19 protein-coding genes are annotated in these 18,863 nt (G+C 70.3%); 7 read left to right on the forward strand and 12 right to left on the reverse strand.

Going from position 1 to position 18,863, the window contains the following annotated elements:
• Positions 1-43: 43 nt before the first annotated feature.
• The 5 genes from QQA12_RS01540 to QQA12_RS01560 all read right to left on the reverse strand — a co-directional run bounded on the left by QQA12_RS01540 (position 44) and on the right by QQA12_RS01560 (position 4,764).
• The gene (locus QQA12_RS01540; RefSeq protein WP_226050556.1) at positions 44-964 is read right to left on the reverse strand and encodes an RDD family protein; all 921 of its coding nucleotides are present in this window, start codon (positions 962-964) and stop codon (positions 44-46) included.
• A gap of 34 nt (positions 965-998) precedes the next feature.
• Positions 999-1,697 carry a pilin gene (locus QQA12_RS01545; protein WP_226050555.1) on the reverse strand — a complete coding sequence of 233 codons (699 nt, stop codon included), beginning with the start codon at positions 1,695-1,697 and terminating at the stop codon, positions 999-1,001.
• Between the two features lie 184 nt (positions 1,698-1,881).
• Positions 1,882-2,355, reverse strand: a complete 474-nt coding sequence (locus QQA12_RS01550; RefSeq protein WP_054668528.1) for a DUF494 family protein — start codon at positions 2,353-2,355, stop codon at positions 1,882-1,884.
• 43 nt (positions 2,356-2,398) lie between these two features.
• Positions 2,399-3,550 carry a DNA-processing protein DprA gene (gene dprA / locus QQA12_RS01555; RefSeq protein ID WP_226050554.1) on the reverse strand — a complete coding sequence of 384 codons (1,152 nt, stop codon included), beginning with the start codon at positions 3,548-3,550 and terminating at the stop codon, positions 2,399-2,401.
• Positions 3,551-3,627: 77 nt separating this feature from the next.
• Positions 3,628-4,764, reverse strand: coding sequence for a LysM peptidoglycan-binding domain-containing protein (locus QQA12_RS01560; protein ID WP_226050553.1), 1,137 nt, complete (start codon positions 4,762-4,764; stop codon positions 3,628-3,630).
• Positions 4,765-4,894: 130 nt separating this feature from the next.
• On the opposite strand from QQA12_RS01560, the gene def reads away from it, so the two are divergent.
• The 4 genes from def (at position 4,895) to QQA12_RS01580 (ending at position 8,743) form a co-directional block, all read left to right on the forward strand.
• On the forward strand, positions 4,895-5,410 hold the full coding sequence (def, locus tag QQA12_RS01565; protein ID WP_054661616.1) for a peptide deformylase: 516 nt from the start codon (positions 4,895-4,897) through the stop codon (positions 5,408-5,410).
• An 88-nt stretch (positions 5,411-5,498) separates the two neighbouring features.
• Positions 5,499-6,422: a methionyl-tRNA formyltransferase gene (gene fmt / locus QQA12_RS01570; RefSeq protein ID WP_226050552.1), complete on the forward strand. Its 924-nt coding sequence runs from the start codon at positions 5,499-5,501 to the stop codon at positions 6,420-6,422.
• A gap of 4 nt (positions 6,423-6,426) precedes the next feature.
• The gene (rsmB, locus tag QQA12_RS01575) at positions 6,427-7,764 is read left to right on the forward strand and encodes a 16S rRNA (cytosine(967)-C(5))-methyltransferase RsmB (protein ID WP_226050551.1); all 1,338 of its coding nucleotides are present in this window, start codon (positions 6,427-6,429) and stop codon (positions 7,762-7,764) included.
• A 214-nt stretch (positions 7,765-7,978) separates the two neighbouring features.
• On the forward strand, positions 7,979-8,743 hold the full coding sequence (locus QQA12_RS01580; RefSeq protein ID WP_226050550.1) for a glycosyltransferase family 25 protein: 765 nt from the start codon (positions 7,979-7,981) through the stop codon (positions 8,741-8,743).
• Between the two features lie 36 nt (positions 8,744-8,779).
• Here the strand turns inward: QQA12_RS01580 and QQA12_RS01585 are convergent, their stop codons facing one another.
• Positions 8,780-9,706 carry a glycosyltransferase family 2 protein gene (locus tag QQA12_RS01585; RefSeq protein ID WP_226050549.1) on the reverse strand — a complete coding sequence of 309 codons (927 nt, stop codon included), beginning with the start codon at positions 9,704-9,706 and terminating at the stop codon, positions 8,780-8,782.
• Positions 9,703-10,641, reverse strand: a complete 939-nt coding sequence (locus QQA12_RS01590) for a UDP-glucuronic acid decarboxylase family protein (RefSeq protein WP_226050548.1) — start codon at positions 10,639-10,641, stop codon at positions 9,703-9,705. Before QQA12_RS01590 ends, QQA12_RS01585 begins: the two co-directional genes overlap by 4 nt.
• Before the next feature lie 231 nt (positions 10,642-10,872).
• Here QQA12_RS01590 and QQA12_RS01595 point away from each other — a divergent pair, with 231 nt between their 5' ends.
• Positions 10,873-12,123 (forward strand): O-antigen ligase, encoded by a 1,251-nt coding sequence (locus QQA12_RS01595; protein WP_226050547.1) that lies wholly within the window; start codon positions 10,873-10,875, stop codon positions 12,121-12,123.
• A 10-nt stretch (positions 12,124-12,133) separates the two neighbouring features.
• Here QQA12_RS01595 and QQA12_RS01600 read toward each other — a convergent pair whose 3' ends face one another.
• Complete coding sequence (locus tag QQA12_RS01600; RefSeq protein ID WP_226050546.1) at positions 12,134-12,946, reverse strand: glycosyltransferase family 2 protein; 813 nt, start codon at positions 12,944-12,946, stop codon at positions 12,134-12,136.
• Between the two features lies 1 nt (position 12,947).
• Between QQA12_RS01600 and QQA12_RS01605 the strand changes: the two genes are divergently transcribed.
• Complete coding sequence (locus QQA12_RS01605) at positions 12,948-14,006, forward strand: CDP-glycerol glycerophosphotransferase family protein (protein ID WP_226050614.1); 1,059 nt, start codon at positions 12,948-12,950, stop codon at positions 14,004-14,006.
• Positions 14,007-14,064: 58 nt separating this feature from the next.
• On the opposite strand, the gene QQA12_RS01610 is transcribed toward QQA12_RS01605, so the two are convergent.
• The 4 genes from QQA12_RS01610 to QQA12_RS01625 all read right to left on the reverse strand — a co-directional run bounded on the left by QQA12_RS01610 (position 14,065) and on the right by QQA12_RS01625 (position 18,263).
• Positions 14,065-15,564, reverse strand: a complete 1,500-nt coding sequence (locus QQA12_RS01610; protein WP_226050613.1) for a PH domain-containing protein — start codon at positions 15,562-15,564, stop codon at positions 14,065-14,067.
• 2 nt (positions 15,565-15,566) lie between these two features.
• Positions 15,567-16,073, reverse strand: a complete 507-nt coding sequence (locus QQA12_RS01615; protein WP_226050545.1) for a PH domain-containing protein — start codon at positions 16,071-16,073, stop codon at positions 15,567-15,569.
• 55 nt (positions 16,074-16,128) lie between these two features.
• A complete protein-coding gene (gene ribA, locus QQA12_RS01620) occupies positions 16,129-17,259 on the reverse strand; it encodes a GTP cyclohydrolase II RibA (RefSeq protein ID WP_056930730.1) in 1,131 nt (376 codons plus the stop codon).
• 83 nt (positions 17,260-17,342) lie between these two features.
• Positions 17,343-18,263, reverse strand: coding sequence for a lauroyl acyltransferase (locus QQA12_RS01625; RefSeq protein ID WP_226050544.1), 921 nt, complete (start codon positions 18,261-18,263; stop codon positions 17,343-17,345).
• Between the two features lie 112 nt (positions 18,264-18,375).
• Here QQA12_RS01625 and dtd point away from each other — a divergent pair, with 112 nt between their 5' ends.
• Entirely contained in the window at positions 18,376-18,816 is a 441-nt protein-coding gene (gene dtd, locus QQA12_RS01630) for a D-aminoacyl-tRNA deacylase (RefSeq protein ID WP_226050543.1), read from the forward strand.
• Positions 18,817-18,863 lie beyond the last annotated feature (47 nt).

Raw genomic sequence — 18,863 nt, forward strand, 5'->3', positions numbered from 1 at the left:
GAAATCACGGAGAGGCCGCCGTTGTCAAGCGGCGGCATGTGACTCAGCTGAAGCTGGAGGCGGCAATGCCGATGATCGCCAGCAGCGCGACGAGGCCCACCAGCACCATTACGCCGAACAGCGAGAGGATCACGATGGTCACCGTGCCCAGCCCGCGCTGCTGCCATTCCGGGTGGTCGGTGAAGGCCCATTTGTCCACCACCAGGGTGTCGCAGATCATGTCGTGCAGGCTCTGCTTGCGCTCGGTGAAGGCGGCCATCAGGTAACCGATGCACAGGATCAGGCCGCTGAGCATGGCCGCGAAGTAGCGGCCGATGCCGCGCGCGATGGTGATCCGCTCGCCGTTGCTGCGCACCACCTTGATGCCCACCGCCATCTTGCCCAGGGTGGCCTTGCCGGACGAGGCATGGAAGCCGGCGTAGTAGGCGGCGGCCAGGCCGATGGAGACGAGGTTGGTCAGCAGCTGGATCGCGATGAACCCAGCGCCCATGGCATCGCTGCCGCCGCCGACGCCGGCCATGCCGATGCCCAGCACCATGCCGATGACCATCGCCACCACGCCACCGACGATGCCGACGATCAGGCTGTCGATGAAATAGGCCGCCACCCGCTTCCAGAAGCCGGCGTAGACGATCTCGCCGCCGTTGACCACCGCTTCGCCGGTGGTGGCGCTGGCGGGCGCCGCATACGGCGATGGCGCCGCCGCGCTGGCCTTGGCGACGGCGGTGCCGTCCTCGATGGCCTGGTAGTCCGCGCGCAGGTCGATGCCGGCCGCGGTGGCCGCCGGCACCAGCAGCTGCAGCTCCTCGGCCATCGCCGAGAGCGGTTGCCACTGCGACATGCCCTCGCGCCAGACCAGGCTGCCCAGGTCCAGCTCGTTCCTGCGGAACTTGTCGCGCAGGACATCGGCTTCGACCGGCCCATGCCGCTCGCGCTGCGCATCGGCGTAATACCACTGACTCATCAATATTCCCCTGTAAGGTGGTGTTCGTCCCGGCTCAGCCGCGGCACTGGGCTGGCAGATGTTCGTCCGCCACGTCGGAGCTGCATGTCCAGGTGGCGGTCTGCGTATCGTAGTCGAGCCAGAGGTGCTTGCCGTCAAGCGCCTGTTTGCCGGGTACCCGGAAACGCGCCTCCACGCCGCAGTGGCCGTTCTCGAAACGGCCGACGCGCGCGCTCGCGACATCGCCGGCGGCGTAGCTTTCCGGGCTTTCGAAGCCGCTGTCGCCGTTGACCGGGCAGTGGCCGGCGGCGCTGGCGAACCGGGCGACGTCCTGTGTGAGCGGCTGCAGCTGCGCCCACGCCGCGGTTATCTTCGCGCGCATCAGGTAGCTGTTGTAGGCGGGTATCGCGATGGCGGCGAGAATGCCGCCGATCGCCAGCAGCACCACGCCCACTACCGCGGCGACCACGCCGGCCACGGCGCACCCGGACAGTCCGGGCCGCGGCGGCGCCGGCTCGACGGTATGCGCGTGCTGCACCGGGGGCGGCAACGGCGGCGCAACGGGCTGGCCTGGCGGCATGTCCAGGCCGAGTTCGTCGGCGAACTCGCTCAGCGGCCGCCAGTCGGTGGCACCTTCGCGCCACAGCAGGGTGTCGCCGGCAATGCGCCGGGAATGGAACAGCTCGACGATGCTCGCTGCGGGCAGCGGACCGCGGCGTTCGCGGTTGCCCTCGGCATAGAACCACTCGCTCACGGGGACTCCTTGTGGCTGTCCAGGCAAGGGCACGCCTGGGCGTGCAGGGGCGTGCTGCTTCGGCCGGTACCCAGCCCGGTGGAAATGCCGGGCCATGCGCCCCGGTCCAGGTCGGCGCGGGGGCCGATGCGTCCATTCGCGCCGCACGCCGATTCCGGGGCGCGATGCAACGCGCCACGGGTACTCAGTGCAGCGGCTCCGGTTCGTCGACGAACATCTGCGTTTCCATCCAGGCATAGGCGGCTTCGGCGCCGGGCTGGTTGAACAGCACCATCAGCACCACCCATTTGAGGTCGTCCAGGTCCAGTTCGTCCTGGTCCAGCGCCATCGCCCGGTCCAGCACCAGTTCGCGCTGGTCGGCATCGAGGATGCCGTGCTGCTCCAGGAACAGCAGGAAGCCGCGGCTCTCCACGTCCAGCTTGTCCAGTTCCGGGCCATGGAAGATGCGTACCGGCCCGTCCACCCGGGCCTGGCCCACGGCCGGGCGCTGCTCGGCCAGGGCGTCGAGCCAGTCGAAGGCCTTGCTGATCTCGGTGGGGCTGAAACCGGCCTGGATCAGGCCGTTCTGCAGGGAGTCGCGGTCTCGGATGAGATCGGCGTCCTCGCTGAAATAGTGTTCGAACAGATACAGCAGGACGTCCAGGATGCTCTCTTTCATTGCCTCGGCCTGCGCCATGCGGCGCTGTGGAGGTGAAGGAACCTCAGGTGCGGGTGTAGCAGCCGTATGCGGACGACACCTTCCCTTCCAGTTCCATGACCAGCAGCATGGATGACAGCCTGCTGGCCGTCAATCCAGTGCGCCTGATCAACGAATCCATACCGGTTGGGTCGTGGCCCAGCGCATTCCACAAGCGCTGGTAGTCCGGGTCCGGTGGGGTGGGGGCCGGGCAAGCACTGCCCGGGGCCTCTGGAATGGGGGTCAGCAACCGGTTTTGCAAGGCGCCTGCCAGTTCGCCGGCCAGATTGGCCACGCCTTCAAGAATGTCGGCCGGTTGTGTCACCAGGATTGCACCGTCGCGTATCAGGCGGTGGCAGCCACGCGCCATGGCATTGCGGATCGATCCGGGCACCGCGAACACCTCGCGCCCGGCTTCGGCCGCCAGCCGGGCGGTGATCAGCGCCCCGGAACGCGCGGCGGCCTCGATCACCACCGTACCCAGGCACAGTGCTGCCAGCACCCGGTTGCGGGCCGGAAACTGGCCGTTGCGCGGCGGTGTGCCGGGCGGATACTCGCTGACCACCGCGCCGCGGGCGGCGACCAGCGTCTGGAGAGGGGCATGGCGGCGCGGGTAGGCCAGGTCCGGACCGGTGCCGATCACCGCGAACGTGGCGCCACCGGCGTCCAGCGCGGCGCGATGGGCGGCCGCGTCGATCCCCGCGGCCAGGCCGCTGCCGATCGCCAGCCCGCTTGCCGACAGTGCGCGGGCGAACTCGTAGGCGTTCTCGCACCCTGCCGCACTGGGATTGCGGCTGCCGACGACGGCGATGGCGGGCTGCCACAGGCATGCCGGGTCGCCGTCGATGAACAGGGCCAGCGGTGGATTCTGGCAACTGCGCAGGAGCGATGGGTAGTCGTCGTCGCCCCAGCCGAGCAGGTGGTGGCGAGGGTGCTCCAGCCAGCGGCGGGCCTGTTCGCTGGCCGCCGGCGCCGCGGTGCCCAGTGCCTGCACCTGTTGCCGGTCCAGGCCGGCGGCCTGCCAGGCCCGGGGCCCGGCGGCCAGCGCATGGCTGGCGCTGCCGAAGTGGTCGAGCAGGTCGCGCAGTGGCCGGGTACGGCCGCCGGCCAGCACCAGTGCCAACAGCGCCCGGGTTTCATCTGCGCGCTCGCCGGTGGGGTCGGGAAGGGCTGGCATGCGCGCATGCTGGCCCGGAAACGACGACGGCGCCCTCGGGCGCCGTCTTGTTGCTGCGTGGGATTACGCCGCGTCGCTTACTGGGCGTCCGGGTGCTTGAGCTCGTACCCGACGCGCGCCGGCTTGGTGCCTTCCATCACCAGCGCATAGCTGACCCTGTCGAAGGTACGGAACACCATGGCGTGCGCGGCATATTCGGCCGGCAGCGACACGCGGCCGGCGCCGGGCTTGAGCGCATCATCGGTACGCGAGGTGGCCATGCCGGTCACCCGGTCGGTGACATGGCGGCCGCTGCGCCAGACCGAGAACACGGTGCCGTTGTCGATGCCGTCACGGGCGCCGCCGGAAATGGCGATGACATCGCGCGGGCCGCCCGAGGTCAGGGTATCGGCCACGGCCAGGACGCGCAGGTGGCCGTCGGCCACCGCTGCGGTGGGCGCGTGCGGCACGAACTGCAGGTCGTAGGGGTTGGCCTGGACCGGGACCAGGCGGTCGCCGGCGCGCACTTCGCGGCCGCTGGCCTGCAGCAGCAGGGTGCTGGTTTCGCGCTCGCCGCTGCCGACGCGGGTGATCGTGCCGGTCGCGACCTGGGCCAGTTCGTAACCCAGCAGTTCGTGGCGGTCGCTGCTGGCCACGTAGCTCTTCCACAGGTCGCCGGTGAACGGCGTCACGTTGCCGCGCTCGTCCAGATCGTCGCTGGGCTTGGGCTGCCCATAACGCACCGTGGGCCGCAGCACGGCATAGCGCTGGCCGGGCTGTGCGCCCTGCAGGCCGCGGACATAGGCCTGCTGCCCGGCACTGGCGCGCATGCGGTTGTCTTCCAGGCCGACCACGTAGGGCAGTTCCTTGAAGCTGTCCATGACGGTCAGGTTCTTCAGGAACGGTTCAACCTGGGCCAGCGGGATCGCGTTGATCGGCGCTTCGTCGCGCTTGCCCGGCTGGACGGTGCCCTGCGGCGTCACCCGGTCCAGGTAGGCCAGGCTCAGGACGTCGCCCGGGTAGATCAGGTGCGGATTCTTGACCTGCGGGTTGGCCTGCCAGATCTCCGGCCAAAGCCACGGCTTCTTCAGGAAACGGGCGGCGATGTCCCACAGCGTGTCGCCCTTGCGCACCACGTAGGTGTCCGGATGGCTGGCGCCCGTCTCGACCGCCACCGCATAGGTCGTCACGGTCAGCAACGCGACGGCGGCGACCGTACGTATTTGTTTCAGCATGGCTGCGATCTGCCTGATTCCCCAACAGGTTCGCGCACTATAGTGCAGAACCCGGGGCGCGGGGCAAGCGCAGGCGCTAGAATTGGGACGTCCTGCCGAATTGTGCGGCATCTCCCATCCGGTGCACCCCATGGCCCTCCTGCCCATTCTCGAATTCCCCGACCCGCGGCTGCGCACCAAGGCGGTCCCGGTCGACCCTGCCGAAGTGACCACCCCGGCGTTCCAGCAGCTGCTCGACGACATGTTCCAGACCATGTACGACGCCCCCGGCATCGGCCTGGCCGCCAGCCAGGTGGACGTGCACAAGCGCTTCATGGTGATCGACGTCAGCGAGGAGCACGACGCGCCGCAGGTCTTCATCAACCCGCAGATCGCCAGCGCCAGCGAAGGCGGCCGGGTCTACCAGGAAGGCTGCCTGTCGGTGCCCGGCATCTATGCCGACGTGACCCGTGCCGACAGCATCGTGGTGCGCTTCCTCGACCGCGAGGGCCGCGCACGGGAGCTGGAGGCCGAAGGCCTGCTGGCCACCTGCATCCAGCACGAGATGGACCATCTGGACGGCAAGCTGTTCATCGATTACCTCTCGCCGCTCAAGCGCGAGATGGTGCGCAAGAAGCTGGCCAAGCAGCGCAAGCACGTCGCCTGAGCCGCGCCCCCGGCCTGGCCGGGCGTGCACCAGCGCATCGCACGGCGCCGTCCCCGGCGCCGTCGTTCTTTCCGGGAGTTGGATTGCCATGAGAATCGTTTTTGCCGGTACGCCGGAATTCGCCGTCGCCTCGCTCGGTGCGGCCGCGCGCCACCACGAGGTGGTCGCGGTGTACACCCAGCCCGACCGTCCGGCCGGCCGCGGCCGTGGGCTGATGCCGTCGCCGGTCAAGCTCGATGCCATCGCCCGCGGGATCCCGGTGTTCCAGCCCGAGAGCCTGAAGGGCGCCGAGGCCCAGCAGCAACTGCGCGACCTGCGGCCGGACCTGATGGTCGTGGTCGCCTACGGCCTGATCCTGCCCAGGGCGGTGCTCGCCATTCCCACCCACGGCTGCTGGAACGTGCATGCCTCGCTGCTGCCGCGCTGGCGCGGCGCGGCCCCGATCCAGCGCGCGATCGAGGCCGGTGACGGCGAGACCGGGGTGTGCCTGATGCAGATGGAGGCCGGGCTGGATACCGGGCCGGTGCTGTTGAGCCAGCGCACGGCCATCGCCGACACCGATACAGGCGGCCTGCTCCACGACCGCCTGGCCGAGATGGGCGCGCAGGTGTTGTCCGACGGCCTGGGCCTGCTGCGCGCCGGCCTCAAGCCGGTCGCGCAGCCGCAGCCCGAGGCCGGCGTCACCTATGCACACAAGCTCGACAAGGCCGAGGCGCGGCTGGACTGGAGCCAGGACGCCGCGGCGCTGGCGCGGCGGGTGCGCGCCTTCAACCCGTGGCCGGTGGCCGAGGCCATGCTGGCCGGCGAGCGCGTGCGCATCCATGGTGCGGTGGCCATCGACGACAACCGCGGCAAGGCACCGGGCACGGTGATCGGCGCATCCCGCGAGGGCATCGACATCGCCTGCGGGCAGGGCGCACTGCGCCTGCGCGTGGTGCAGCGCGAGGGCGGCAAGGCGATCACCGCCGCCGACTACCTCAATGCCCGCCGCGACCTGCCGGTGGAGGGCTGAGCGGATGGTGGTCTCGGCATCCGGGCCGTGGAAGGGCGGCGCCGCACAACAGCCGGGCGTGCAGACGCGCCTGCTGGCGGCCAAGGTGTTGGCGGCAGTGGCCGGCCGCGGCCGTTCGTTGAAGGCCGAGCTGGCGGCGGTGCTGCCGAAGCTGGACGATGGCCGTGACCGCGCCCTGCTGGAAGCGATCTGCTTCGCCGCGCTGCGCCGCCACGCGGTCTACGAGCAGGCGTTGCGGCAATGGCTGCAGAAACCGCTGGGGGCGCGCGAGGCCGACCTGAAGGGGCTGCTGCTGGCCGGCTTCGCCCAGCTCGATGCGCTGCAGCTGCCGGCCCATGCCGCGCTGTCGGCCACGGTCGATGCGGCACGTGCGCTGGGGCGCGAGCGCCAGGCCGGGCTGGTCAACGCGGTGCTGCGCCGGGCGCAGCGTGAAGGTTTCCCCGACGCCCGTGCCGAGGACGCATGGCCGGTCTGGTTGCAGGAGCATGTGCGCCGGGACTGGCCGGCGCAGGCCGGGGCGGTGTTCGCCGCCAGCCTGCAGCCGGCGCCGCTGTGGCTGCGGGTCAACCGCCAGCGCTACCCGCGCGATGCCTATCTCTCGCTGCTGCACGAGGCGGGCATCGAGGCCGAGGGCTCGGCCCTGGCCGCCGACGCGATCCGCCTGCCGGTCGCGGTGCCGGTCGCCAGCCTGCCGGGCTTCGGCGAGGGCGCGGTGTCGGTACAGGACCTGTCGGCGCAGCAGGTGGCCGACGCACTGGCGCCGGCGCCCGGTGCGCGGGTGCTCGATGCCTGCGCCGCCCCTGGCGGCAAGGCGGCGCACCTGCTGGAACGCGATCCCGGCCTGCGGCTGCTGGCGCTGGACGTGGATGCGCGGCGCCTGCAGCGCATCCGCGAGACCTTCAACCGCACCGGTGTGGGCGCCTCGGCGCAGGTGCGGGCGGCTGACGCGGCCGATTGCGCCGCGTGGTGGGACGGCGAGCCCTTCGACGCGGTGCTGCTGGATGCGCCGTGTTCGGCCACCGGCGTGATCCGTCGCCAGCCTGACGTGCTGCTGCACCGGCGTCCCGGCGACATCGATGCGCTGGTTGCCCAGCAGGCGCGGCTGCTCGATGCCCTGTGGCAGGTGCTCGCGCCGGGCGGCGTGCTGGTGTACGCCACCTGTTCGATCCTGCGTCGCGAGAACCAGCAGCAGATCGCCGCCTTCCTGGCGCGGACGGAGGATGCGGGCATCGACCGGCTGCCGGAGGGCTTCGGCCACGACGATGCCGGGACGCGCCAGCGCCTGCCGGGCGAGCACGACGGTGATGGCTTCTTCCATGCGCGGCTGGTGAAAAGCCGGTAGTCGAAACCGGCCATGATGCCCGGGATAATGTGTTCGCCAGCACGAAACGCCCATTCACATAACTTTTCCGATGTCCGTGTAATTCTTGTGAAAACGGCGGCGGGGCATGTGCGGCCGCCCGGGCGCGTCTTTTCCGGGCCAAGGCCCGGCCCGCCTGCCGGCAGGGCGTCCCGCCTTCATCGTCGTCGTTTCCCTGAAACCAGAAGTGTCTGTCATGCCTCGGTCAACGAGCGAACTGCCGATCTACGTCATCAACCTGCCCGCATCGGCTGACCGGCGGGTGTCGATGGAGCGCCAGGCGGCCGCGCTGGGGCTGCGCTTCCGGTTCTTCGAAGCGGTGAACGGGCGCCAGCCGCATCCACTTTTCGGCCACGTCGCCGAGAAGAAGCGGCTGCTGCGCAAGGGCAGGCCGTTCCGTCCGGGGGAGGTGGGCTGCTGGGCCAGCCACTACCTGCTCTGGCAGCGCTGCGTGGAAAGTGGCCAGCCGATGCTGGTGCTGGAAGACGACATCGCGATCGACCCGCGCCTGCCGGGGTTGCTGGCCGATCTGCCGCAGTTGCCCGAGGAGGTGGGGTATTTCCGCCTGCATGCCGCCGACAGGCCCAGCGAACCGTGGTGCCGTTTCGGTGAGTTCGTCCTGCACCGCTACTGGCGCAGCCCGCTGTGCACGTTCGGCTATTACCTGGCGCCGGCGGCGGCGGAGCGGTTCCTGCGGCATGCGGACGAATGGGTCGTGGCGGTCGACGACTACATGGACCTGGCCTGGCTGCACGGCGTGGAATGCCTGGGCCTGAAGCCGGGCCTGGTCAGCAGCGACGAGAGCTTCGAGTCGATCATCCAGGCCCGCACCGGGGAGAAGGAACCGGTCGGGGCGTGGCGCTGGCTGGCCCGGGAGGGCTATCGCCTCAAGCTTGACGTGCGCTGGTTCCTGCACAACCTGCCCGGGCGTTTCCGCACCCGGGCAGTGTCCTGTCGCTGACCGCCGGCACGCGCTGGCGCGCTGGAGGCCCGGCTTTCAGCGGCCGCGCCTGTGCCCGAACAGGATGCTGGCCGCGCGCTCGTAGCGCTTCCACCACGGCGCATCGCCGCGCAGGGCCAGCGACGCATAGCGTTTGCGCTCCTTGCGCGTCGGTGCGGGCTTGGTGCGGTACTCGTTCTTGCTGAGCACGCAGCAGTTGTCGTCCAGCCCGCTGCGCCATGCGTAGTGGCGGACGATCCCGTAGTTGCGCAGGCCGTTGAGGTGCAGCGAGGCCGGCTCCTGGCGGGTCGCCCACCAGCCGTTGCTGCCGTGGGTCCGGTATTCGACGCAGCCTGTCGGCAGGTAGAACTTGCGCGCGCCCAGGATGCTGGCGCCGTGGACCAGGCAGGCATCGGCGCACAGCTTCCACTGCTTGCGGAAACTGGGCGGCAGGTCCAGCACGGTGTCCGCCCAGCGCCGGCGCAGGGAAAGCGCCGAGGTCGGTGCGCCGTACCAGGTGACGAAGAAGTAGGTGCTGATCGCGGTGTAGCCCAGGTCGATCGGCGCCTTGCTGTCCTCGTACAGGATGTCCTGGTTGTCGATGCCGAAGGTGCGCAGGTCGCTGAACACGAAATCGACATCGCGCCGTGCGTCGTAGACCGCGCCGATCTTCTCCAGGTACTGCGGTTTCCAGCGGTCGTCGGCATCCAGGAAGCAGACCACGTCGCCGCTGGCGGCGGCCGTGCCGCGCTGGAACGCGGCCAGTTGCCCCTCGTTCTCGCCGAACAGCAGGGTCACGCGCGGATCGGCGCCGTAGCGCTGTTGCAGCATGGCCGGCGAGCCATCGCTGGAGCCATCGTCGACGACGATGACCTGCGCGGCCGGCCGGGTCTGGGCAAGCGCGCTCTCCACCGCCTCCACGACGAACTGCAGGTAGTTGTAGCTGGTGATGACGACCGAGAACGTGGTGGCCGAGATGCTCATGCCGCCAGCACCTGGCGGAAATAGGCGATGGTCTCCCTCAGGCCGTCATCCAGCGCCACTTTCGGCTCCCAGTCCAGGGCCGAGCGGGCCAGCGCGATGTCCGGCTGGCGCTGCTTCGGGTCGTCCTGCGGCAGGGGCTGGAACACCAGCCTGGAGCTGCCGCCAACCAGCGAGATCACCTTCTCGGCCAGTTCCAGCATGGTGAACTCGCTGGGATTACCGATGTTGACCGGCCCGGTGAAGCCGCGCTCGCTGTCCATCATGCGGACCATGGCATCGACCAGGTCGTCCACGTAGCAGAAGCTGCGGGTCTGGCTGCCGTCACCGTAGATGGTGATGTCCTCGCCCTTGAGCGCCTGCACGATGAAGTTGCTGACCACCCGCCCATCGCTGGGGTGCATGCGCGGGCCGTAGGTGTTGAAGATGCGCACCACCTTGATGTCCAGCGCGTGCTGGCGGAAATAATCGAAGAACAGCGTTTCCGCGCAGCGCTTGCCCTCGTCGTAGCAGCTGCGCAGGCCGATCGGATTGACCCGGCCCCAGTAGCCCTCCTGCTGCGGGTGCACTTCGGGGTCGCCATACACCTCGCTGGTGGACGCCTGCAGGATGCGCGCATCCAGGCGCTTGGCCAGGCCCAGCATGTTGATCGCCCCATGCACGCTGGTCTTGGTGGTCTGGACCGGGTCGTGCTGGTAATGAATGGGCGAAGCCGGGCAGGCGAGGTTGAAGATGCGGTCCACCTCGACGTAGAGCGGGAACGTCACGTCGTGGCGCATCAGCTCGAAGCCGGGGTTGCCCAGCAGGTGCGCGACGTTGCGCTTGCTGCCGGTGAAGAAATTGTCGACACAGAGCACATCGTGGCCGCTGCCGACCAGGCGATCGCACAGGTGCGAACCGAGAAAGCCGGCGCCGCCGGTGACCAGGATGCGTTTCATTGAGGAGATATCGCCGGGAGGAAGCCGCCTGTTAAGGACAATCATACAGGCGTGGTATTGTCCCCCGGTTGTCTAGGCCGGGGTGGTATCCACGACCGCAAGGGCCATGGACGCCGGTCGTGGCGTGTCTGGTAGGGAATGATTCATGGCGTTGGTCCCAGAGTTGCAAGGATGGCACGCAATCTGACGTATACCGCGACCACTGGTCTTGAGCGGAAAGACGCATTGGGCATGCTGGCATCGGCAGGGCTGTTCCTGTTGCCGGCGGCGATGGTGAGCACGCCCTTCAACGTGCTGCCGTTTGCCCTGGTACTGCTGCTGACCAGTGCGCGGGGGTTTTCCGACCTGTGGCGCGTGCGTGCCGGCGTCATCGGCTACCTGCTGTTGGCCCTGACCGTGGCGGCGCTGGCCTCGTCGCTGGTGTCGTCGTGGCAGTCCGCCGAGGCGTTCAGGGATGAAGGCTACCGCACCCGGTTCCTGGCCATGCCCTGGGTGCTGCTGTGGGTATGCGCGTTCCGGCCCCGTCAGGAAATGCTGTGGTGGGGCGCGCTGTTCGGCCTGTTCGCGACCCTGGCCATCGCCGCTTACCAGGTGGTCCAGGGCTGGCCGCGTGCGGAGGCGTGGACCAATTCCATCGTGTTGGCCGATGTCACCCTGGTGCTCATGATCCTGCTGGTGTTCTGTCGTCCCCCGGGGCGCTGGGGCTGGATCGCGCTGGGCATGGCGGCTGGTGGCACGGTGATCCTGCTCAGTGGCAGCCGCGGCGTATGGCCGGCGCTGCTGGCACTGCTGGTGGCGATGACGCTGTCGATACGCCGCGGCAGCGGACGCCTGCGCCTGGCGTCGCTGGCCGGGCTGCTGCTGGTTGCGGCGACGCTGGTGCTGGCGGTCCCGCAACTGCGCGAGCTTACCCGCCTGACCGAACTGCACAGCGACGTGCAGCGCATCGAGGCCGGAGACGTGGACTCGTCGGCCGGCGCACGCCTGGAACGGCTGCAGGTGGCCTGGGACACGTTCCGCGAGCATCCATGGACGGGCGTGGGCATCGGCAAGTTCGACATCGCCATGCAGCGCCTGCCGGACTGCCGGCTGCCGCAGGCGGTGGAGGCGCGCTGCCACCTGGGGCACGCGCACAACGACATCGCCGAGTGGGGCGCCACCCAGGGCATCCCCGGCCTGCTGCTGCTGCTGTGCATCTACGGCCTGCCGCTGTGGCTCTTCATCCACCTGCATCGCCATAGCGGCGTGGACGGATTCCGCGGCCCGGCAGCGGCCGGGGTGATGGTGGTGGTGGCCTACATCCTGTGCGGCGCGACCCAGTCGATGTTCGCCCACCAGATAACCGTCAGCACCTATGCCACCCTGGTGGGCGTGCTTACGGGCCTGTCGCTGGTGGCGGCCTCCGAGCGCTACCGCCGGCAGAACGAGCAGCGGCAGCCAGGGCAGCGGACCGCCGAACAGCGGCAGCCGGTCCGCGGCTGAGGCAGCCGGATCAGGGCTGATCGCGCGGCTGATCGGCCACGTTCCGGCCGTTCTGCAGCAGCCACAGCATGATGGTCTTCTGCCGCACGTAGTTGGCGCGCACGTAGGCATACACCAGGCCGTGCCAGCCGTCGCGGAAGCCGCCGCGCAGCAGCCAGCCGCGCCAGAAGCGCCAGGCCGGCGCCAGTACCAGTTTGCCCAGGGTGGCGCGCTTGCCGCGGGCGAACTCGTGCTCGGCCATCATCCGCGCGTAGCGCTGGGTCTTGGCCAGCTGCTGTTCGAATGAACGATAGGGGTAGTGGACCAGGTCGCCGCGCAGCGTGCGCACCGGGCCATCGACGCTGGCGGCCTCGTGGATCTCGCGCGCTCCGCGCCAACCGCCACGACGGCGGTCGAACAGGCGCAGCACGCGGTCCGGGTAGGCGTTGCCGTGGCGCAGGAACCGGCCGAAGTACTCGGACAGGCGGGCGAACCGGTAGCCGGCCGCACCGTCGAACCCGGTGTCGCGGGCCTGTTCGATGGCGTGCCGGAGTTCGGTACCCACACGCTCGTCGGCGTCCAGGCACAGCACCCAGTCGTGGCGGGCCTGCTCCACGCAGTACGCCTTCTGGCTGCGGAATCCGTCGAACGCGCGCTGCAGCACCCGCGCGCCGGCTGCTTCGGCGATGGCCACGGTGGCGTCGCTGGAGTACGAATCCACCACCACGATCTCGTCGCAGAACGCCAGCGAGGCCAGGCAGTCGCCGATGCGTGCGGCTTCGTTGAACGCGATAATGCAGGCCGTGATGCGAGGCCGTTCGGTGGGAGCGGTCGAAGAGGACATGGTGATGGCCGGATACCTGCTGTTTGCGACGGAGCGCTATGCGCTGCCTATTCTCGCGCCTCTGGCGCAGGCGTTGCACGCGGACGGCCACGCGGTCGCGGCCTGGTTCGAGGGCGGCGCGGTCGGGGCGACCCTGGCAGGCGTGCCGGCCATCGGCCTGCAGCAGGCGCTGGCGATGCGGCCACGCGCGGTGCTCAGCGCCGCCAACTGGGTGCCGCCGTTCGTGGCCGGGGCCAAGGTGCAGCTGTTCCATGGCTTCAACGTGCAGAAGCGCGAGGACGCCCGCGGCCATTTCCGGGTGCGCGGCCTGTTCGACCTGTACTGCACGCAGGGGCCGGCGACGACGCGGCCGTTCCAGGAACTGGCCGCGCGCGAGCGGCATTTCGTGGTGAAGGAAACCGGCTGGCCGAAACTCGACCCGCTGTTCCGCGATGACGGCGGGCAGGCCGCCAGCCTGCGCGCGGCGGCCGGCGGACGCGCGGTGGTGCTGTTCGGTTCCACCTTCACCGAGCGCCTCAGTGCGGCGCCGCACCTGTACGACAGCATCGCCGCCGACATCGCCGCCGGCGAACGCTACTGGCTGCTGACCCTGCACCCCAAGTGCGCGCCGGAGCTTTTCGAGCGCTACCGTGCGCTGGCCGGCGCCAATGCGTGCTTCATCGAACCGGAACAGCTGATGGCCGCGCAGCGCGCCGCCGATGTGCTGGTGTCGGACACTTCGTCGATCGTCTCGGAGTTCATCGTCCAGCACAAACCGGTGGTGACCTTCCGCAACCGCGTGCCACAGCCGCACATGCTCGATTTCGACGACCCGCGGCGCCTGCCCGACATGCTGGCGCGCGCGCTGTCGCCCGAGCCGGCGCTGCTGGCGGAAATCACCCGCTATGCCGATTCGATCCATCCGTATCGCGACGGGCGTTCGTCCGAGCGGGTGATCGCCGCCACCGAGGATTTCATCGCCGGCCGCCTGGGGAAGCCCGGGCGCAAGCCGCTGGGCGCGATCTGGCGCGGCCTGCAGATCCGCCGCGAGCTGGGCTACTGGGGGCCTTCGCGGGCATAGGCCGCCGGGCGCGCAGGTCGCACCGGGCGGGGGCCGGGCCCTGCCCACGCGGGTGCCGCTACCAGCGCAGACGGCGTCGAGCCATCTCCCGCCCCAGATGCTCCATCAGTTCGCGGGCGCGCGCGGCCTCGAGGAAATGCAGGCGCAGCGGCGGCGAGCCGAGAGCGCCGGCGGTATCCAGGGTGAGCGTGGCGGTGCCGAAGCAGTGGTCCAGCGGCGAGCGGTCCAGGCGCAGCGCCTGCAGCTTGTCCAGCTCGGCCACGCGCCACCAGCGGCTCCACCATCCGCCGCGTATCGCGACCCGCTGCGGGTCGATGCTGTAGCCCATGCGTGCGACCTGGCGATGCGCATTGAGCGCCGACCAGGGCAGCCACAGCAGGGGCAGAAGGCCCCAGGCGCCGAACTGGCGGCAGCCCAGTGCCGTGGCCGCCGCGACGATGATCAGCGCCGGCAGGCACAGCCGCCACCAGCCGCGCATCGACACCGCCTGCCATTGCGCGGGCGGCCACTGCACGCCGGGCAGCAGATGCTGCAGCAGTGCGTCGCAGGCGGCGGGCGCGGCCACCGGTGCCAGCTCCTTCAGGGCCCGGCCCTCCTGCTCCTGGCCACCGCCGCTGGCGATGTCCACGCGCAGCTGGCGACGCCGGAACAGGCGGTGCATCACGCCTTCGCGCAGGGTCCAGGCCTGGATGCGGCGGTGCGCGACGCTGCTGCGCAGCCGGGTCAGCAGGCCGCGCTCGACGGTCAGCCGGCGCTCGGCCTCGCTCAGGCGGAAGCCGTGGTATTGCACGATCGCCAGGGCGATGGACATCGCCGCCATCAGCAGCAGCCCGAGCAACAGGACGACGGCGACGGTGCCGGCCAGCGGCACGCTGTCCAGCTGCAGCTGGCTGGCATAGCCCATTGCCTGCCGGCCCTGGTCGCGGACGAAATCCTCCGCGACCTCGCGCGGGAACATCTGCCAGACGGCGCCGATGGCGGCGGCGGCCACCACCAGCGCGCGGTTGGAGATCAGCCCCAGCCGCACCAGTTCCGGCAGCGGCAGTTCGAGCAGCGTACCGGGAGCGGCCTGGGTACTGTCCGCGGCCAGCGGCACGCGGGTGCCGCCCTGGCGGATCAGCCGTTCCAGTTCCAGCGCCTGTTCCAGCCGCAGCACCCGCATCTGCGCTTCGGGCTTGTTGCCGGCGGCCGACTCCAGCCGCAGTTCGGCCACGCCGAACAGGCGGTGCAGCAGGTTCTGGTGCACGACCACGTTGTGGATGCGCGCGAACGGGATCTCGCGGCGGGTGCGCTCGAGGATGCCGCTGCGTACGGTCAGTGCGTCATCGCCGATCCGGTAGCGGTAGGTCAGGTATTGCAGCAGCGCGCTGCCGGCCATGGCCAGCAGCACTGCCAGGGTGACCAGGTGGAACGGCCACTCGCCATCCTGGCGACGGCTGCCGAAGAACAGCAGCGCCACCAGCGGCAGCAGGAACTGCTGCAGGTGCTGCTGCAGCTCGAACAGCCACGACCAGGGATGCAGGCGCTGCTCCCGGGTCTCGTCCGGCGTGTCGTGCAGGCTCACAGTGCGTCGTCGTGGTCGAGCTGGCGGGCGAGCCGGTCGCGCAGGCGCTCGGCGTCTTCCTGCGCCAGCCCGGCGATGGCGACGGTGTTCATCCGGGTGCCCGCGGTATGCACGACCAGGGTCGCCAGGTCGGCGGCGCGCTGCAGCGGGCCGCGGCGCAGGTCCAGGTGCTGCACGCGCGACACCGGCACGTGGCTTTCGCTCTGCCACAGGTGGCCGCGGCGCACGCCCAGCGCCTGCGGGTCCAGCCGCCAGAACGTGCGGCGATGGCGGCGCCAGCCGATCCAGGCCCCGCCCAGCAGGCCGACGCCAGCGGCGGCCAGCATGCTCGGCAGCCACCAGGGATTGCGCAGTACCAGCGACAGCACGCCGCTGGCCAGCAGCAGCACGGCCATCGATGCCAGCCCCGCGCCGATCGCGGCGAAGGGCGCGCCGCGGGCCGGCAGCGGCTGCCAGTCGTCCGTGGCGGAAGGCAGGGGGGGGAGGCTTGGCGGTTCGATCATGGCGCGACCATACAGGGACGCCGGGAGGTCCGTCATCCGCGCGGCACGGCCGCGGTCACTGCGCGGACATGATCAGCGCGTCGACATCCAGGTGGTGGCCGGCCCGCGCGGCCTTGGTGCGCAGGTACTGCTCGTTCTCGGGGGTGATCTGGCCGGTGACCGGGATGCAGCCCAGCACTTCGATGCCGGCGTTGCGCAGGTGCTGCACCTTGGTGGGGTTGTTGGTCAGCAGCTGGATGCGCTGTACGCCCAGGCCCCGCAGCATGGCGATCGCGCTGCCGTAGCGGCGCTCGTCCGCGCCGAAGCCCAGCTGCGCGTCGGCGTCGATGGTGTCCAGGCCCTCGTGCTGGTAGCCGTAGGCGCGCATCTTGGCGGCGATGCCGGTGCCGCGGCCCTCCTGGTCCAGGTACAGCAGGATGCCGCCGCCCAGTTCCTTGAGCGTACGCAGGGCGCGCCGCAGCTGGTCGCCGCAATCGCACTTGAGCGAACCGAACAGGTCGCCGGTCAGGCACGAGGAGTGCACGCGTACCGGCACCACCCCCTGCAGGTCGGGGCTGCCGACGATGACCGCGACCTGGTCGCGTTGGGCCACCCCGCCGCGGAACACCGCGAACTCGGTCATGCCGACATCGCGCAGCGGCACCGGCGAGCGCGTCACCAGCTCGTAGTCCTGGCCGGCCTGGGCGGCGCCGCAGCGCAGGTCGTCCAGGGCCAGGTGCAGGCAGCCGTCGAATGCACTGTCGCCGGCATGCAGGGTGGTCGAGACCAGTGCCGGCAGCAGCAGGCCCAGGCGCGCCACTTCGACGGCGGCGGCATCCAGGGCGTCGCCTTCGCTGGGAAGGCCGCCGGGTGAGGGCGTGTCGCGCAGGTAGGCCAGCGCCGCCAGGGTGTCGAAGTCCTGGCCTGCCAGTGCGATGCGGATGCCGTGGGCGCTGTCGATGCCCAGCGTCCGCGCCCGCGGGCTGGTCAGGAACAGGTAATGGCGGTCGTCCGCGGCCCGGGCGAACGCGGCGAAGCCGGCCGGCGAGGCGCTGTCCAGCGCCATCGTGGCCAGGCGGCGGTCGCCCTCGGCGATCACCAGCGGCCGTCCTGCACGCAGTTCGGCGGCGGCGCGTTCGCAACGGATCGCCGCGGTCTCGCCGAAGCAGGGAAGGGCGGCAGCGGGGGAGGGGGATGTGGCGTTCATCGGCAACCTAATGGGGTCGGCACCCGGCGATTCAATCGATCGCGGGGGTGACGCAGTGTTGCAGGGGCATCATGCATGCGCATTCAATGCGGGTGGCGCTCGGTGGCGTACGGGTCGCTTTCGCCGCTGCCGGGCGGGCGCAGTGTGTAGCGCTTGTAGGTCCACTGGTATTGCGCCGGATCGCGCCGGGCGATGGCTTCGATGCCCGCGCTCAGCGTACCGGCTGCGACCTGCAGGTCGGGGTCGGCGATCGAAGCCGGCGCCGGTTCCACGTGCAGGGCGAACTCGATGTCCGGGCCGATCCGTTCGCACCAGGCATAGAGCACGGTGGCGCCGGTGCGTTCGGCCAGGCGGTTGACCAGGGTCATGGTCAGCGCCTGCACGCCGAAGAACGGAACGAACACGCCGTCGCCGTTCTTCGGCTGCTGGTCGGGCAGGATGGCGACCGTGCCGCCGTCCTTGAGCACCTTGAACAGCTGCCGCACCGCCGGGCCTTCGGCGCGCACCTGGCGCACGTTGTCGCCGCCACGGGCCAGTTGCAGGAAGGCGTTGCCGGCCGGGCTTTCGGGCGGGGCGTAGACGAAGGCGAACGGCCCGCGCGAAGCCAGCCACTGGTTCAGCAGCTCCCAGTTGCCGTAGTGCGGGGCGACCACGATCACCCCCTTGCCGGAGGCTCGCGCCGCGTCGTACAGCGCCTGTCCGTGGCGTTCGCGCAGGTGCCGGGCCAGGTTGGCGGCGGGATCGTGGGTCCACAGGTACAGGGTCTCCAGCGCCTGGCGGGCGGTGGTCCTGAGGATGTCGCGGTGCAGGCGCGCGCGCTGCGGCGCCGACAGCTCCGGGTAGGCCAGCTCGAGATTGCGCCGCGTCACCCGGCTTTCGCGCGCATCCAGCCGCCGCCACAGCCAGGCCAGGCTGTCGGCCAGGGCGCGTTGCCAGCGCCAGGGCAGCGCGGTCAGTCCGGTGGCGAGGCGGTAGTACAGCGAGGCGGTGCGTTCCGGTTTCATCCGTGCAAGTTTAGCCCGCCGGGGGGGCGGACCTGGCCGCCCCGCCGCCCCGCCTGCCCGCAGCCGGCGCCGGGCGGTATATCGTGCGCGCTCCCCCTTGCCAGGAGCCCGCATGCTTTCCCTCATCCAGCGCGTCACCCAGGCGTCGGTCACGGTCGGGGAGGAAGTGGTCGGGCAGATCGGCCCGGGGTTGCTGGCGCTGGTCGGCGTGGAACCGGGCGACGACGAGGCGGCATTGGCGCGGATGGCCGAGCGCCTGCTGGGATACCGGGTTTTCGCCGACGATGCAGGCAGGATGAACCGTTCCCTGCGCGATACCGGGGGCGGCCTGCTGCTGGTCAGCCAGTTCACCCTGGCCGCCGACACCCGTTCGGGCATGCGCCCGGGCTTCAGCACCGCCGCGGCGCCGGCCGAGGCTGAACGGCTATTCAACCGATTGGTGGCGATCTGCCGTGAAAAACACGCCGGCGGGGTGGAAACCGGCCGCTTCGGGGCCCATATGGTGGTCAGCCTGGTCAACGATGGACCGGTGACCTTCCTGCTCAGACCCTGACGCGCCGTGAAACCACCGCCCGGCAAGCGTTATGCTGCGCTGGTATA

It is taken from the genome of Stenotrophomonas sp. 17(2023) (assembly GCF_030345315.1).
Taxonomy (GTDB): domain Bacteria; phylum Pseudomonadota; class Gammaproteobacteria; order Xanthomonadales; family Xanthomonadaceae; genus Stenotrophomonas; species Stenotrophomonas acidaminiphila.

Coding starts and splice junctions, on each gene's coding strand:
- QQA12_RS01540 (WP_226050556.1), bottom strand. CDS start 964: ATGAGTCAGTGGTATTACGCCGATGCGCAGCGCGAGCGGCATGGGCCG.
- QQA12_RS01550 (WP_054668528.1), bottom strand. CDS start 2,355: ATGAAAGAGAGCATCCTGGACGTCCTGCTGTATCTGTTCGAACACTAT.
- QQA12_RS01595 (WP_226050547.1), top strand. CDS start 10,873: ATGCTGGCATCGGCAGGGCTGTTCCTGTTGCCGGCGGCGATGGTGAGC.
- fmt (WP_226050552.1), top strand. CDS start 5,499: ATGAGAATCGTTTTTGCCGGTACGCCGGAATTCGCCGTCGCCTCGCTC.
- QQA12_RS01560 (WP_226050553.1), bottom strand. CDS start 4,764: ATGCTGAAACAAATACGTACGGTCGCCGCCGTCGCGTTGCTGACCGTG.
- QQA12_RS01580 (WP_226050550.1), top strand. CDS start 7,979: ATGCCTCGGTCAACGAGCGAACTGCCGATCTACGTCATCAACCTGCCC.
- def (WP_054661616.1), top strand. CDS start 4,895: ATGGCCCTCCTGCCCATTCTCGAATTCCCCGACCCGCGGCTGCGCACC.
- dprA (WP_226050554.1), bottom strand. CDS start 3,550: ATGCCAGCCCTTCCCGACCCCACCGGCGAGCGCGCAGATGAAACCCGG.
- QQA12_RS01600 (WP_226050546.1), bottom strand. CDS start 12,946: ATGTCCTCTTCGACCGCTCCCACCGAACGGCCTCGCATCACGGCCTGC.
- QQA12_RS01590 (WP_226050548.1), bottom strand. CDS start 10,641: ATGAAACGCATCCTGGTCACCGGCGGCGCCGGCTTTCTCGGTTCGCAC.
- QQA12_RS01615 (WP_226050545.1), bottom strand. CDS start 16,073: ATGATCGAACCGCCAAGCCTCCCCCCCCTGCCTTCCGCCACGGACGAC.
- QQA12_RS01585 (WP_226050549.1), bottom strand. CDS start 9,706: ATGAGCATCTCGGCCACCACGTTCTCGGTCGTCATCACCAGCTACAAC.
- ribA (WP_056930730.1), bottom strand. CDS start 17,259: ATGAACGCCACATCCCCCTCCCCCGCTGCCGCCCTTCCCTGCTTCGGC.
- QQA12_RS01625 (WP_226050544.1), bottom strand. CDS start 18,263: ATGAAACCGGAACGCACCGCCTCGCTGTACTACCGCCTCGCCACCGGA.
- dtd (WP_226050543.1), top strand. CDS start 18,376: ATGCTTTCCCTCATCCAGCGCGTCACCCAGGCGTCGGTCACGGTCGGG.
- rsmB (WP_226050551.1), top strand. CDS start 6,427: ATGGTGGTCTCGGCATCCGGGCCGTGGAAGGGCGGCGCCGCACAACAG.